We start from the raw sequence: 15,995 nt of genomic DNA, 5'->3' as shown, positions 1-15,995 counted from the left end.
TGAAATAATTTCTAGATTGACCCCAAATGTAGCTTCAATTCCATCGGCAAGATCAGAAAGAATATTCATATTTTGTTCATTTGGAGCGACGCCATACCGACAGGCTAAATTCGCACCAATTCCTTTTATCGTGATGTTCGGTAAAGAAATAATCTCTCGGATAAAATCAATCACGCGATTCGGCATCACACCTTCTCTGAGATCGCCAAGCTCAACCATAATAATGATACCGTGACGGCAATTTTGTTGTTCCGCTGCATGTGAAAGCCTCTGAATTACTTCAACTTCAGAATTTAAACTCATATCACTGTATTTTATTACACTCGCCACTTGACTTAGCATGGGCGTACGTATCAGCATTTTAGGGATAGCAATGCCTGATTCAGTCATCTTTTGAAGGTTTTCCATTCTTGAATCGGCTAACATTGTTGCGCCAGCATCAATAAGAACTTGTGCGATGATAGGGTGGCCGAGGAAGACTTTTGTTACAGGTGTAACGGATATATTTTTTAGTGAGAGCTGAGTGATCAGGTACTGAGCGTTATGGTGAATCTTCCCACAATCAATGTCTAATCTAGGGCAGTTCACCCTTTTGCGGCCAGTTTTCTTGCTATCATAGGGAAGGCTGACGTTACGATGTGCAGTAGATGTTCGACAGGCTGTGATAATGCATCAGTAACCGGTATACCAAATTCGGTAGTGTAGCTGTCTATCGCACGACAGGTTTCATCTAAAGACATATCTTCATGATTCAGTGTTAGTCCAATAACATTGGTATTAGAAAACGTTTCGATAAGATTGATTTCTGAGGCAATCGAAGGCATTGGGCAATCAGGAAAATCACTACGATATAAACGTTTAGGAGCATGTTGCAATATCACACCCGCTGGACAACTGCCACGTAAGATAAATGCGCTGGTTGAAAACGCAGGATGACTCAAGGCTCCTTGCCCTTCAATAATAATCAGGTCCGGATTTTCTTTTTCATAGGCCTGTACAATGACAGATTCCAACTCACCGGCACAAAATTGTGAAGGGACAGCATCGAGTGCAACGCAGTATTGTGCGCCTTGCATAATACCTGTTTGACCAGTGGCAATCAGAACGACGTTAAGGCCTTTTCTAGTCAGTTCATTCGCTAATATTGTTGCTGTTGTTCGTTTTCCTAGCGCGCAATCCGTCCCCATTACAGCAATTCTCGGACATTTAACGTTATGTATTTTCCCGCTAAACGTTTTCAGATCGCCTTTACTTTTGGGTTTGCGAGTATCGAATATTCGAACGTTATTCTTTAAGCTAGCTTCTAAAAATAGAGGATCATCAGTTAGGAATTCATGTAAGCCATTTACGATGTTCATTCCTAGTGACATGGCATTTAAAATGATGCTTTTATCTAAGTCAGATAAAAAACCACTTGATGGCGCAATGCCAAAGATGAAGTAATCAGGAATGCTTTCCGCGTGAATGATAGCTTCTTCAGCATTGGCAAGGATCGGTATTCCATTGGCTTTGTTATCAAGTACTTCTCCAGCATCTAAGCCGGCAGATACACTATCAATAACCGATAGAATACGATAGCTTAATGAATGCCTCACTAGCCCATTAGCGGTTTTACCATCAATTTCACCGAAATTACCTTCGCAATATATAATTGCCGAAGGGATGACAGGTTTCACTTTCTGAGCAAGTGGTAGCCAAGGAGCGATATGAGTTACATTGTAGTTGGTTTTGAAATTTTCAATTCTAGTGAATTTGAAGATGTTTCTTAACTTTTGGGTTGAAATGGACATAATTAAAGCCTGCGGTGAGGCTTAGAAGGGCAACTAAGGAGTGCCGAGATGCGAGTTCGGAAAAGAAAAGAAGTCCCTACTAAGCGGTAGGGATAAAAACCAAGGTAACACACTTACCAGACTATTGTTGGTTAATATTAAGACACTTCTGCGTCTATCACTTTGAAAATTAGCCCTTACTAGAGTGAGTTATCGCCCGAGAATCGACTCAATTAACATCCTAATATCAACACAGATACCTAAACCGTTCAACTTCCTCATCAGTACGTGTTGGCATTGCTTTGATAAGTCTTCCTCTGCGCTTGGGAGCTCGTCTGTTTAGGTTTGGATGCTCTCACTTTTCGATTTTTAGGTTTACTCATAAACTGACCTGATAATATTCCACGAATGACTTCCCCTATCGCCTCAGAAGATAGCGATACTTGCGCATCATTCACATGGGCAAACGAAGCGTTGACGGAATACGCTTATGACCTAACAACTGCGGTGCCATTCATCATTTTTGACAAAAGACCATCTCAGCCCCGTCACCTCTTAAATTAGACAACCCATTAAAAGGAGCAATTTTAGCACCTTAAAACGATTTTAAGCTGCTTTGGCTCTTCCATACTTAAGATGTGTGATTAAGCTATTTTTTACGGTTTTGCTTAATGCCATCACAAGGATTCTCCATACAAGACGCTGCTGAACAGCATACTTAAAAATAGAACGAAGCACATCAAGGTTACGGTTGGCAGCGCCAGCCTAAGTCAACTAAATTCATCAAATCAACGTTGTACATGGTATGAATCAAGGCTACTGACGGGATAGCACACAAACTCTGGCAATAAATGTCTTTTCAAGGCACTCCTTGCTGTCCCTATCGAATCAAATTTCCATGTCGTGCACACCATAAACCATACATGACTCCTTAACCAATTCATCAAATTTATTGCAGGATTATTAGACAAAAAATCCCTTTATACAGAAACCATTTCCAACGTGTTCCAATCTTAGCCGAGTGGTTAACTCGCGCAGCTCAAGAATCTACCTTACCGCCTTTTGACCACTTTTTTCTTAATTCAAAAAGAGTGGCAAGAGTTGAAAATGGCGAGTTGGCTACATGACTGTGGAAAAATCACGACACCCGAAGGTGTGGTCAAAAAAGCAACAAAACTGGAAGCGATTTATAACCGGATCCACGAAGTAAGAATACGCTTCAAGCTTCTTAAACGTGAGGAAGAAATTACGAAATTGAAGTCTTTGGTGCAAGCGTATCCAGTTGGATGGTGAGATCAACTAATAGAAAATTGTGAACAGTTGAATCAATATTTTTAATTTTTAGCTCAGCTTAATTTGGGAGCAGAGTTTATCACACCAACTGAACCTAATATCATCTCACGAATGTGGACTCTAACCTTAAGTAAACAACTCGGTACATCTTCAGAAGAAATGAAGCAGTACACGAAAAAAGATAAATACCCAGCCGAAGCAATATCAGGCGAATAAAGGATAAATGCACAACTTAGGTATTCAGAGCGGCACGTTAACAGAGAAAGAACGGTTTATCATCAACGATCACATTGTTCAAACCATCCATATTTTGGAGTAGCTACCGTTCCCACAACATATTCGAAACTTGGCAAAAATTGCGGGAGGCCACCATGAGAAAATTAATGGTAAGTGTAACCTATGGGCTTAACGGGCTCAGAGATGCCTCTTACCACAAAAGTCATGGCCATTGCCGATCTCTTTGAAGCGTTGACCCTGCTCTGTTCGCTTTTTTTTTAAGTTCGAGGGTTTGTAAACGTCTTACTGATGACTATTTACAGCCTGAGCAAATTGATGAAGTAAATATTAACGATTATTTAACGTGATATCGACGTTAAGAGCCTGTTCCTAGTCGTCATAAAGAGAAGAGGCCGATACGCGAACGTTGTTTCTCTCGTCCTTTCTACTTTCTTCGCAAACGTAATCTTCTCGCATCGGCTCAAAACTTGTTACGCCGTCACAATATATAATCCTGACACCTTAACCTAGATTGTCTTCTAGTCTTATGGAGTCGGTAGATTCGAAATCCTTAACGAGCACCTCATGTACCTAAACCGCCTTTACGGTGGAGTCAAAATCGGTCGAATTCACCTAGATATGTCTCGGCGGATCTTGTGGGACAAACTGTCATGCGGCCTCCTAAAAACTGCATCGAACATAAAAACAAAACCCAGTACACTTAAACGTCCCCTCAACCGTTTTCATGAAACGTAAAGCTGGAAAAAACAAGCCCTATTTTCGTGCCAACCCCCTCATTACAGCGCTGCAAGATGTGTTTTCTTTCCATCTTGGTGGTGTAAATGATCCGGCCTACATAGCTATTGAGCTCCAAATAGCACAAATCATGAAAAACCAAACCGGCTTTCTTTTGCGCGAGCTGAGCGGTAATTTGCAATGCATCGATGGTATTACGCGCCATTCAATCGACTTTGGTAACGTGAATAATGTCCCCTTCCCTCGCAAAGCCCAACAACTGGTTTAGCTGTTAAATTTGAACGTCGGACGTTTAGTCTTGGGTACTGACACGGACATAGACAATTTTCATGAAATAAGCCTAGAGTAAAACCAAATTTGGCGCCTAGTACTGTTGCCATTATCCGACACAGCATTGAACCATCCAGTTGCAAATTCTGATTAGCAATATAGACGATGATTTTATTTTCCATGCTCACTTAGAGTGCTTTGAGCACTTGTGAGGTAAGACGTGCAATACGGCTGACTTCTACAAACACCAAATTACCTATCCCAACCTTTTTGGTAGAGTCATAGAGCCCGTGCTTTTAGTTTGCTACATATTGGTTGTCTGAAGAGACTCCTAAATATGCGTAGTTCACCATGTTTTCACCTTAAATAAGATTATCTAAGGTAGACAAAAAAGTGAACGGATATAAGAAAGTGCGAACAGAGTCAGACAAAAAGACAGCACCGAAATTCGGTGCTTTTTGAAAATGTGAGAGCTAGCTTACAAAACGTCTCTGAGGTTTTTACGCTCTTCAATTTCTTCTTGTTCCGGGATAGTTCCAGGCAGCGTAATTTTTTTTGGATTTTGCTTAATACTTTGCACCGATCGAACAGACTTAGACGTCTTGGATTTCAAACTGAATACCTGTGGATTAATCGTAAGGTTTTGTCTTACTTCAACCGCAAACTCTTGATTTTCATTTTCAGGTAAATAATTACTCTTAAGGTACTTAATCGACAGGAAATCCTTGTTTCTCTTTAACGTAAATAAGCACTTTGTTAATCGCATTATCGACGTTAAACCAGCCCCAGATGCCATGGTAATTTCTTGATTACCACGAATTTCCTCTTTATTCACATGATGAACAAGCAATAAACTAGCGCCTGATTCACTGGCAAGGCTTTGGAAGACATTTTTGATTAAGCGATCGTGTTTGACTTCCTCACAACGGCCTATTGACTCAGTCACGGTGTCTACTATCACTAAATCGAATTCAGAGAAAATTTGTTTGAGTTGTTCTAAATACTGCTTATGTTCTACTTTTTCTTGTGCAGAGCTGTCGGGCGGGAGCACTATCGGTTCAATGTCCGTTAAAAAATGTAGATTTTTTTTTAGCTCTGACTTAATGGTGGCAGTGCAATTAACCAGCTTTTCTTTCATTCGAGATTGAATCACGCCAGCCCCGTCTTCTGAACTCAGTACCAAGGTTTTAGCCGGTTTGTCGGCCGCGCTCATCCCTAGTAAAGACATTGAAGAAGCGTGTTCCATCGCAATACAAAGTGCAAGGTGAGATTTACCGACATTCGGTGCGGCAATCAACATACCTACATGCCCTTTGAGTAAGCCTTTTATACTGAACTCTAGGCTTTGGCTCGCAGGTGAAGACATCAAGCTATCAAGAGATTGAGTAATCATGATTTACCCTCCCCAATATAAAAGATCTGTATACCATTACCAACATCGCGAAATTGAAGACTAAAATCTTTTTCAATTTGCACGGCATTGGCCAACAAATCTTTTCTTAGATCGCTACGGAAGCTATGGCTGACTTTAGAAGCAATAGACTGAATGTAACTATCGAGCGCCCATTCAAACTTTTTGTTATGTAAAAATTCTGCTTTGTGCGTGGTAATGTATTTTAAGAATGAGCGAACTGACGGTTTACTATAGTTGGTCATTTTGTGTTGTTCTAATCGATAATAGTAACCATGGTCGCGTATCGCTTGTAGCAAGCGCATGTCTGGCACTAAGAATACATGGTTAGTTAGATTCTTACTGTTTTTACGGCCGGTTTTGAATTTACTTCGATCACAATAGAAACGGTAATCTTGCACAAATTCTAAGGGCTTTTTGCCTACAACGTTCTGTTCTTCATCGAGTTCATTAATCACCAAATGAGCCGTTGCCAATTGAGTAATACGACGCTCAATTTGATCGTAGTTCGGACGAGTTGTCGCCATTCCCATTCGGGTTGCTAGCTCATACATACTCATCGATAAAACGGTTGCATCCCGGTCAATAAAAGAGTCGAAACCATCTTGTTGAGTGTCAGAAATATCACCATCAGAAATGGTTTGATATACTTGGGACCAATTTAAACGAGATCCCGCTTCATAAGAAGCATCGTCGAGTTGAATAGTTTGAGCATAGGCCAGCATAGTCTCGAGGATATCGCGATGAGGTTGTAGGAGATAATCTACATGTAGATCAACCCTGAAGCTTTTCCCATAGCTATTAATATTAACACTCTCTAATGGGTGATTTGGATCTGTACCACCACTCTGAGCAATTTGAATCAATTTTGACTGCATCGTTGAAGTCAAACGAGAAGCAGGATGAAAAATAGTTGCTCGAGAGAACAGAATCGATGAGATAAACCGATTTTTTCGGTCTTCTTCATTAATAACCGTCAGGCTAGAGTTGGATGATAAGGTCATGATCATTACCTAAGAATGAGATAGTATCATTTTAACAGATAACCTTACTTAACTCATCAACTTCGGTAGATGTCTATATTATTTCGGTAAATATCTATAGCTCGTCACATAAATTATGTATAAATATCGGTAAATAACTACTTGTTTCGGTAAATGTTTAGTTACTTCACAATGATCAAACTATGTATTTAATTCATAATTTATCTAATGTTTTGATCGTTTTATAACCAATTTAGGTTAATTATCATAAGTTAACTTAAATTAATGATCTTACTTTCCTTTTAGATCGGCTAATGTTAATACTAAAAAATCTTATTTCGGTAAATGTTTATATGTATGATCGTTTAATATCAATATAAAATCGGTAGATGTTGATATTGAATCGGTAGATGTTGATATTGAATCGGTAGATGTTGATACATTTAGATGAACTCTAAGAAACTAGAAACTTTAGGATCTAGTTTCAAGATATACCAACTTCACTTAGGCTCAGTCGGTAACCCAACAACTAACATCAAATCTCGAGAGATTTTTGATGTTAGTTGTTGGGTAAATGTTAGTTATCTAATGATTTTATGTCTTACTTTTAATGTTTAGCTATATTTTTTACCAATTGCATGTAATTGATAAACGGGTTGGGTTTGTAGTGGTCTAATGATCTTAGGTACTAAACTAGGTGGTTAATCGCTACTATTAATACGGGCTCTTATGGTGAAGATCTTTTCGTTTTTTAGATCATCCCAGGCTGTAAATCAGTTTCATGCATTACTCGTCACTGCGCCTGACTGAATTAAACGAGCTTGCTATGTCTCCTCGACTTTTTATGCAGTCAAACCTATTTATCATTTAAATCTACTTACGAAAAGTTTCTCTCATGCGAACTAAAGAAAGAGCTTCAACATTAATGGAACACTTTGGTGTGGATCATGTGTAGCTGCGATATTGTTGGTTACAGCATGTGCTAATCTACAGAGGTTAGACAAAGAGTCTGCATTTACCTAACCTCTTTGAAGTGAGTTCGTTACAAACTTCATCAGGAAAGACATCCTGACACTGATGACAGTAGTTTTGATAGAATGAGAAGTGATCCTAAGACAAAACTATATGTAGCGAAGAGAAGCAGAGGGACTTTCGATAAGAGAAACACAAAGATTTTTGAAACGCTATATCGTTTGTAAATTTCCCTCCATTATATTGAAAGATTTTTCAGTTATGATGTAAGTATTGACATGGGATCGTCAATGCTCCCATGGAGAAGTTATTCATAAATTTGAAAATCGAGTGGACACAAGCTCAGTCGCTATTACCTGATGAGCTACTACAATCGGCAATAGCCTCCTCAAGCAAATGATGAGGCCTATAGATTTAGGATTGGACAAAGGTTGATTCGTGTTGTGATGAGTTGTGTGTGTTGAGCGCTGATTATATTAATGACAGTGGGATTAATTTGCCTTGGGAAGAACCTTAAGTGCCAACGCCAGAAATCAAATATTACGAACTCTCGAATTTCAAAGGTTAAGTCAATAATTATAATTTACCGCCCCTTTCTCTCACTCTTGGATAGAAATTGGCTTCAGAGGCTATTTCTACTGTCGTCCCTGAGAAGATTAACTTTAAAATCGACTTAAACTTTGTTGCGTGAATGAAATCCAACTTTGACGAATGTGTTCCTGAAGCTTGCTCTGAAATTACTGAGTATTAAATTGAAATTGTCGGTAGGTGCTGTTCCACTCCACAACCGAACAAGCTCGCGAACGTTGTAGGAATACCAATGTCATGCAACCACGCTAACTTTGTAGCAATCTTTATCAACCCTTAGATGGGAAATTACGTTTATCGCTTAATGGGGCTTTATCTTTCTTTAGAGGCAAGAGTATAGTGGTCCAATAAAATTGGTCACGGTTTTCAAGACAATCAATCGTTCTGAGCCAATGGGTGTCAGAACATCATTATACTGATATGGCCTAAGTTGGCTGGAATATCTAATTATGTATTGGATGATTTTTTGAGTCTCTGCAAAGCTGCGATAATTTATTGCGGGAATCTACTTAGTATTTAAGCTTCTAAAAAACGTTCGATTGTCACCTACTCCCTGCAATTTTTTCGTCGAGATAAGTTTTTTATCTGGAAGCACCGCAGTAATTGATGATACTTTCCACTTATTTAGTGACAGCCTTGGCCGCTGCGGTCCATGATATTTTTAGGTTTCCGACGAGCTTGTAAGCCATCGATAAACTTTATCTCTTGTCCGACTGTTAAACCATCAGCAGAGTCGTGGTTTTTTTAATATTTTCCCCGTCTTGAAATGTGTTTATACATTGAGGACTAATTATGACCATCCCAAATAAACACTACGTTAAGTGCACTCAGCGAGATTACATACTAGGCTTTAAATACAGGTTGTGGATACCATTGAAAAAGGAGAAATGGATTATTTAGTCAGTTCAAGGAAGAGCACGATGCCGAAATCACCGAGGGCGGCAAGAAGCCTTCGAAAAGAAAGTAAGCGTAATTAGGGCTTGTTCGTTACGCGATATTTATCTTTAATGTGTATATCAGAGAGAAAAATTGTCAAGGTGAGCTTGCACTAAGGCGCTTCATGTCTCGACTAGGAACTCACAAGCTTCACTTCTCTTACTAAAACCTCAATTGATAGCTAAAGGAATAAACCTGGGCCGCGATGTTTAGTTTAACTACCTTCAAGAAGAGCGGTTGCTGGTTAAGCCAAAATGGAGTTACACCAAAACAATGAAAAAGGCATTGAATGAAAAAGCATCCGAACTTGGTAAAATAAATGTTTTCTTCAAAGGTAGAGGAGTTTTTGGTGAGCTACATGACTTATGTTCAATCTGATGAGGGCGTTCATTAGTTGTCATTGTCAACGGACGCCTTCATTCGTAAGATGAACAGGCCAAATAATATGTATGAAAAAACAAAAAATTCCGTTACAGGCTTGCTAAAAATCGTCAACCTATTTAAGACGAGATACCTTCTTTTAAAATTCACGAATTTCTAGTTGTTCAGATGTCATAGGTGAGGCATTAGGGCTTTCTCTCGTAGATCTGTCTAGCGAATAGCAGAACACCGCTTAGCTTTAATTTCGATGTTTGAAGCCACATATGCCAAGCAGATGAACTGTTCTCTTCTAATACTCTCCTACCCTGCCCTCCTACCAGTATCCAAGCACAATGTAGTGTCTCAGTCACACCTTAATTACCGGTGTGATTTACGCTGTGGTATCGACGCTTCATGTTGCTATTTTTTTCTGGTGCAACCGACATATAAAAATCGAGGTCCAAACTCCTTGGTTACTCGCTGTCTCGCCTTTACTTTGGTTTGGGATAACCAGGGGGCTTGGGGCAATTTATAACTGGTGACCGATTGAATACGTTATTTTAGCTTGGGTCGGAGTGGTGTGTGTTGTCTTTTCGCAACTCACTGGCAATATTAGTTTCGCCCTTTTCTTTTTGATTGGGTATCAAGAAGGTTTGATGGGCTTTTATAGAAAAACAGCTTTAGATTGATTTGATTGTGGGAAAATTTGTCAATGCTCAGCCTGAGCATTGACAAATTTCATGGTTTTTTGAAAGATAATGATTAGTGTGCTGATTTGTATTTTTTCCAATAATCAAAGCTGTTGAGTAGGGCAAGCTCAATACCTTGTTCATGGTATTTATACGACACATAAAATCGTTCGATGTAAGCGTAGAAAGATGGGAGACGTTGTTGGAGAGCCGGCCTTTTTTTAGGAGGATGGACACTAACCATTAGGTAACCTATGACTTGTTTATTCTTTTTTGTTTCAGCGACAAAAAAATAGATATTTTTATTGTTTAGCTTCTCCTTCATCATTGATTCCGTAAAAACTAGATCAATGATTCTGATTTTACTGAAATTGTAATCACTTAAGCTGTATTCGTTCTGCTCTCTCTTGTAATGGCTAATTTTACTGTGGCTGCCTGTTAGTTGCTCGTGACACAGAGCATTGATAGAGGATATGTCGTTGAGCGTCGCTTTTCTTATTAACACCTTAATCTCCTTTTTCCTGTTATCTTTTTGAAGCAAAACGCTAAAATGCGAATTAAAAGATATGTGTGTCCCCTAGTAATTACTAGGGGCTAATAGATGGGGTTGCATATTCGTAATATTCTTTTGCGCGTTGTTTTAAAGCCTGGATTAGCGTATTTGGTAGGTTTCTTTCTTTTATCCAATTTTCAAACACTTCTATTGAGGGAAATGTGACAGAAGAGATTAGGCTTGAGCTTTGAACTAAGTGGTTAAGCCAATAAAGGGTCTGTAGGTCTTCTAGAGGAGTTCTGGGGAGTAGTAGTCTTCCTTTTCTAACTTTTCCTTTGATATAAGGTTTGGCTGAAACCTCAAAGGTTTTACCTTTTGAAAACGGGTCTGGGTCTATCAGGATTGTGCTATATCGTATGTAGAGTAGATATTCCTGCTCTATCTCATCAAGCTCGTTGAAAGAGACTATTTTGTCCTTGGGGATAGTCTTTTCATGTACTCGGTGATGTTCATCATTTAGCAACTGCAGTAGATTAATCGGTTGAGCTGAGTAATGTTCAAGTAGGCGAGAAACTGATTTCCAGTGCAGTAGTAAATCCCTAATCGAACTCATGGTGATTGGCCCTTCTGGGTACAGTTTATACATGTACTTAACTTCGTCTTCCTTAGACAAAATGTGATCTAATGAAAACGTATTGATAATAAAAGCAGGGTGTACATAAGTAGCAATGTTTCTGCCTTCCACACTGAACGAGTTATCTAAAGGGATGACTTGAACATCAATTTTTTCTAAAGCGTTTCGCAAGGCGCTCAATAAACCATCATTGGATTTAGACTGGTAAATATAAACTCGTTTTTTTACTGTTTTGGTTCTGACCGTGAGGACCCTATTTTTGTCCGTCGGGTTAGAAGTAAAATAAGACGTCGCAAAGTAGCTAGAGAAGAGCATTATATTTGGAGAGGCTCCTTTCTTTTTTAACATTCCTTCTAAAATAAGACACCCACCGAGCATTGAGGACATAAGAATGATTTGTTTTAAGTTCTTTAATAAAATTTCAGAAAAGGAAGACAACACATCACAATAGGCGTGAGCTGGAGTGGCTAAAACTAACGTATCCCAAGAGGAGGGAAGGGGAGAGAGCTCTGTATAAAGTTCATTAAACTTAACTAATCCGACTAGTGTCGCTAATTGTGGTTCATTCACCTCACAACAAACAACGTATCCGTGTTGTTTGATTAATCTTTGCCTATTTTCCCACTGAGGGGAGCTTTTGCCGATGAGGGCTATTTTTTGACTAAGAGGAGCCATAATTTGGCTAGTTTGAATGCCGACCGGCCCCGCTCCAGCAACCAATGTGTTCCCTAGTATCATAATGGGCTCTCCATATTTCCATTTTCCTTCTAATTTATATGCTCTAGGTATATTTTTCATTCTCATACCACTACTTTTATAGTGCTACTTTCTAAGTCCATTGTTTATTTAATTATCTTTATTAATTAAAAAAACGGTGATGTCATTTGGTCAGGTTTTCTCATGGCTATGATGCTTTTTTAGAGGGCTTTTAGGTGTTGTTAATATGTTTATTAATATTTAATTTACGCTGAAATTAATACCAAATTTTATTTATTTGATTAATCTTTATTTAAGTTGGGAAGGAGAGGTTTGGGTGTCCGAATAATGGGCTTCTTTAGTTATTTCTAACCAACTTACCCTTAATCGTTGGAAAATGTTTGGAGAGAACCCTATGTCAGCAATTAGCAACAATCAAGAACAGCCTATGGATTCACACTATTTGCCGGAGCCGTATCGAATCCGGGTTATTGAACCAGTTAAAAGAACAACAGAACAAGAGCGAGAGCTGGCGTTAATGAAAGCGGGGTACAATCCTTTTTTGTTAGATAGCGATAAAGTGTTTATCGATTTACTGACCGATAGTGGCACCGGGGCAGTAACGCAGGCCATGCAATCCGCAATGTTGAGAGGTGATGAAGCGTACAGCGGCAGTCGAAGCTATCGGACGCTTAGCCAAACGGTAAAAGATATATTTGGCTATCAGTTTACTATCCCTACACACCAAGGACGTGGCGCTGAACAGTTGTATGTACCTGCCTTGATCAATAAGCGTGAACGAGATAAGGGGCTAGAACGAGAAAAGATGGCCGCATTTTCAAATTACTTTTTTGATACCACTCAAGGGCACACTCAAAAAAATAACTGTCGTGTGATGAATGTGCCTTCTCGTGATGCCTTTAATACTGAAGTTAAGAGAGATTTTAAAGGCAATTTTGACTTGAAAGCGCTCGCGTCTGGCATTGAAGAGATCGGGGCTAAAAATGTGCCCTATATTGTGAGTACGATTACTTGCAATTCTGCAGGTGGTCAGCCAGTTTCTCTTGCCAATTTGAAGGCTGTTTATGAGTTAGCGCAGTTTTATGATATTCCCGTAGTTATGGACTGTGCACGGTTTGCAGAGAACGCCTATTTTGTAAAGCAACGCGAAGAGGGATATGCTGAATGGAGCATTCAAGAGATAACTAGCGAAGCTTTTAAATATGCCGATATCTTTGCTATGTCAGCGAAAAAAGATGCGATGGTTCCTATTGGGGGATTGCTTGCTTTCAAAGATGAAAGCTTGTTAGATGTTCAATTAGAATGCAAAACATTATGCGTGCTATTGGAAGGCTTTCCAACCTATGGCGGGCTTGAAGGCGGTGCTATGGAGCGCCTAGCTGTCGGACTCTATGATGGGATGGAAGAAGATTGGTTAGCTTCCCGTCTTCAGCAAGTTGAATATTTAGTAAATGGTCTTGAAGCGTTAGGGGTTCGTTGCCAGCAAGCTGGCGGTCATGCTGCATTTATTGACGCAGGTGTGCTCTTACCTCATATTCCGCCGGAACAATTCCCTGGGCATGCTTTATCTTGTGAGCTTTATAAAGTGGCGGGTATTCGTGGGGCTGAAATAGGGTCCTTATTGCAAGGGTGTGACCTTGAAACTGGTGAACAACTGCCTTGTCCAGCGGAACTGTTGCGTTTAGCCATTCCCAGAGCAACCTATACGCAAGCTCACCTTGATTACATTATTGCTGCTTTTAAAGAAGTGAAAAAACGCGCCTCATCTATTTCAGGTTTGAAGTTTACTTATGAACCTAAAGTATTGAGACATTTTAACGCTACGTTAGAACCTGCACTCTAAGTTGTACCCCCCTTTGCTGTGAATAAGGGGGGATTTAGTTATTAATAACTAAATTGACGAGGTGTTAGGGGTTTATTGAAGGTTTTTTGCTTGCCTGAACTTGGGAAGAGGCGAGGATTAATTTCAGTTCATCCTTTTTTGTTAAACAGATTTGGCTTGATTGATTATTAAGGTTCACGTTAACAACTTCAAGTTCGTATCGAAAATAGAAATAACTGATTAGTAGGACCGCGAGGGTTGTTGAAGATAAGCCGATGAAAGTCCATTGGTATAATTTTAGATGATTGGTTGCTTTTTTGAGAGGACACGAAAACTTAGAGTGACGTGGTAACTTTATATCTCTCGGCGGGTCTAGTGAGGTTTCAAATTCAGGAATATGAATCTTGTAACCTTTTCTTGGGATGTTGACGATTTTGATGCTATCAAGGTCTAGAACTTTTCTTAGGTTAGTTATCGCGACTGGTAAAGAGTTAGGCCCGATGATATCTGGGCTCCCCCAAGCGGCAATAATTAACTCTTCTTTGGTTGAAATGAGTTGTTCTTTCTTAATCAGAGTTTCAAGGATACAGCTTTCAGGTAGGGTAATTGAAAATGACTTTTGATTGCTAAGCATCAATTGAGCCCCTGATTCATCCCTGTGTAATATACAATTACCTATAGGTAATTGTAGGTTTTCGAGATGCGCTTTTAACATAGTGTTTCTCCATATTTCTAGAGAGCGATGGTTAAGACAGTTAGTTTTTCTAGTGCTTTATATAATGGCTCATTTTTTGAATACTATTTACAAAATTTTGAATAAATTTGAAGTTAAACGAAATATTAGTTAAGGCGTTTTGTTTCATATGAAGCTAAAGGTCAGCTCTTTTCCTCCTTTGTCGTTTAGGTAAAACTGCATCCAACGCCAGTCCTTCTCCTTACAGGCCTTAAAAGTGCAGTGGATATTTTTTCCTTTAACAATATCGTTATCGCAGAAATCTATAAATGATTGAAAAGAGCGGCAGATCAGTGTTTCCATATTAGTAGTCCTTTTGAAAATTTATTCATATACACATCTCTAATTTATCTGTGTAGATGAATGAATTTTAATAAAAAATGATTATTAATAATTTTAGATTACCCATTTGGCAATGGCTAAAATTTAGGCCATTCCTCATAGGATTTTTTTGATAATTTATAAATAAATTATCAAAAAAATCATCTATTTATAGTGATATTTTAGTTTTTTAAAACTGGGGTTTTGGAGGGTTAAACAACAATAAATTTTTGACTAATACTCTCATTCTTCCTGTTTTATATAGTTGCTTCTTCTCTGTCTACGAGATCCCTTGAGCCTGTTATTTTGCTTTTATTCCTCAATTCGTTACGAAAGAATCGGAACTCTTAATCGAGCTGCAGCTATTCATTTTTTGGTGTACTTACTAATCTAATGTTTAGTAGTACAGATTTCATTGCGTTTTGGGGGCGTCTAGCTTGAACTTGGGTCACTAAAAAATAAAATAGGTTAGCTTATGGTCTTTGATGGTCGGCGGAATATTGATTGTTCTAGGGGGTGTAGTGGTCAAAAGTACAGGACACTGGCTGAAGGGCCATTAACTGGTGACAACCCATCATTTTCTTGAGGGCGTTGCCGATTGTAAGGACTCATCAGGTAATAGCCGTTGTCTTTCTTGTCCTGAGCTTGTTCCAGGTAGCTTGTTTCTGGTACCCACTCGGCTTTCAAGCTTCTAAATAACCTTCTATGGGAGTGTTTTCCCAACAATTACCACGAAGGCTCATGCTTTGAGTTGTCCTGGCATCCTTGATATTAATAGAACATCATGTTCTTCGCCGCCCCCGTTTCTTCTAAGCCAGCCCTAAAGTTTTAGATGCTAATTCAGCATTGGACTTATCTGATAAAGGCCAGCCCACAACGCGTCGACTAAATAGGTCAAGCACTACTGCTAAGTAGGCCCACTTCGAACCAGACCTAAGATAAGTAATATCGCCGCACCAAACACTATTTGGAGTACGGATTTTTCTCGTTCTAATCGGTTAATATGGGCTTCTAACTCTTGGATTTTCTTTT

10 protein-coding genes and 4 pseudogenes are annotated in these 15,995 nt (G+C 39.2%); 2 read left to right on the top strand and 12 right to left on the bottom strand.

The annotated features are described in order from the left end of the window. A partial coding sequence (locus tag AB4482_RS04300) for an alanine racemase (RefSeq protein ID WP_372180582.1) occupies positions 1 to 588 on the bottom strand: 588 nt, incomplete at its 3' end. Further along, positions 585 to 1,790, bottom strand: coding sequence for a DUF1611 domain-containing protein (locus AB4482_RS04295; protein WP_372180580.1), 1,206 nt, complete (start codon positions 1,788 to 1,790; stop codon positions 585 to 587). The genes AB4482_RS04300 and AB4482_RS04295, both read right to left, overlap by 4 nt. 1,086 nt (positions 1,791 to 2,876) lie before the next feature. Between AB4482_RS04295 and AB4482_RS04290 the strand changes: the two genes are divergently transcribed. Then, on the top strand, positions 2,877 to 3,062 hold the full coding sequence (locus tag AB4482_RS04290) for a hypothetical protein (RefSeq protein ID WP_016800066.1): 186 nt from the start codon (positions 2,877 to 2,879) through the stop codon (positions 3,060 to 3,062). Between the two features lie 1,006 nt (positions 3,063 to 4,068). Here the strand turns inward: AB4482_RS04290 and AB4482_RS04285 are convergent. The 6 genes and pseudogenes from AB4482_RS04285 to AB4482_RS04260 form a co-directional block, all read right to left on the bottom strand. Continuing rightward, positions 4,069 to 4,305, bottom strand: a pseudogene (locus AB4482_RS04285) (recombinase family protein); the annotation flags it as partial. 91 nt (positions 4,306 to 4,396) lie between these two features. Next, positions 4,397 to 4,657 (bottom strand): annotated as a pseudogene (locus tag AB4482_RS04280) (resolvase); the annotation flags it as partial. 125 nt (positions 4,658 to 4,782) lie between these two features. Further along, positions 4,783 to 5,697 (bottom strand): AAA family ATPase, encoded by a 915-nt coding sequence (locus tag AB4482_RS04275; protein ID WP_102258280.1) that lies wholly within the window; start codon positions 5,695 to 5,697, stop codon positions 4,783 to 4,785. Then, a complete protein-coding gene (locus tag AB4482_RS04270; RefSeq protein ID WP_016800063.1) occupies positions 5,694 to 6,719 on the bottom strand; it encodes a hypothetical protein in 1,026 nt (341 codons plus the stop codon). The genes AB4482_RS04275 and AB4482_RS04270 overlap by 4 nt, the downstream gene beginning before the upstream one ends. Before the next feature lie 3,597 nt (positions 6,720 to 10,316). Then, a complete protein-coding gene (locus AB4482_RS04265; RefSeq protein WP_016800061.1) occupies positions 10,317 to 10,748 on the bottom strand; it encodes a GNAT family N-acetyltransferase in 432 nt (143 codons plus the stop codon). A gap of 82 nt (positions 10,749 to 10,830) precedes the next feature. Further along, a complete protein-coding gene (locus tag AB4482_RS04260) occupies positions 10,831 to 12,174 on the bottom strand; it encodes an opine metallophore biosynthesis dehydrogenase (protein WP_017102562.1) in 1,344 nt (447 codons plus the stop codon). A 340-nt stretch (positions 12,175 to 12,514) separates the two neighbouring features. Between AB4482_RS04260 and tnaA the strand changes: the two genes are divergently transcribed. Next, a complete protein-coding gene (gene tnaA, locus AB4482_RS04255) occupies positions 12,515 to 13,930 on the top strand; it encodes a tryptophanase (protein WP_029203693.1) in 1,416 nt (471 codons plus the stop codon). Positions 13,931 to 13,994: 64 nt separating this feature from the next. Here the strand turns inward: tnaA and AB4482_RS04250 are convergent, their stop codons facing one another. The 4 genes and pseudogenes from AB4482_RS04250 to AB4482_RS04235 form a co-directional block, all read right to left on the bottom strand. Beyond that, positions 13,995 to 14,624, bottom strand: a complete 630-nt coding sequence (locus AB4482_RS04250) for a winged helix-turn-helix domain-containing protein (RefSeq protein WP_016800058.1) — start codon at positions 14,622 to 14,624, stop codon at positions 13,995 to 13,997. A 144-nt stretch (positions 14,625 to 14,768) separates the two neighbouring features. Then, positions 14,769 to 14,945: a hypothetical protein gene (locus AB4482_RS04245; RefSeq protein ID WP_016800056.1), complete on the bottom strand. Its 177-nt coding sequence runs from the start codon at positions 14,943 to 14,945 to the stop codon at positions 14,769 to 14,771. Positions 14,946 to 15,488: 543 nt separating this feature from the next. Continuing rightward, a pseudogene (locus tag AB4482_RS04240) lies at positions 15,489 to 15,721 on the bottom strand (hypothetical protein); the annotation flags it as partial. Between the two features lie 59 nt (positions 15,722 to 15,780). After that, positions 15,781 to 15,934 (bottom strand): annotated as a pseudogene (locus tag AB4482_RS04235) (DDE-type integrase/transposase/recombinase); the annotation flags it as partial. Between the last annotated feature and the right edge of the window lie 61 nt (positions 15,935 to 15,995).

Origin of the sequence: Vibrio sp. 10N.222.55.C7 (assembly GCF_041473335.1) — a bacterium.
Taxonomy (GTDB): domain Bacteria; phylum Pseudomonadota; class Gammaproteobacteria; order Enterobacterales; family Vibrionaceae; genus Vibrio; species Vibrio crassostreae_C.
This window is presented reverse-complemented; position numbering and strand designations above follow the sequence as displayed.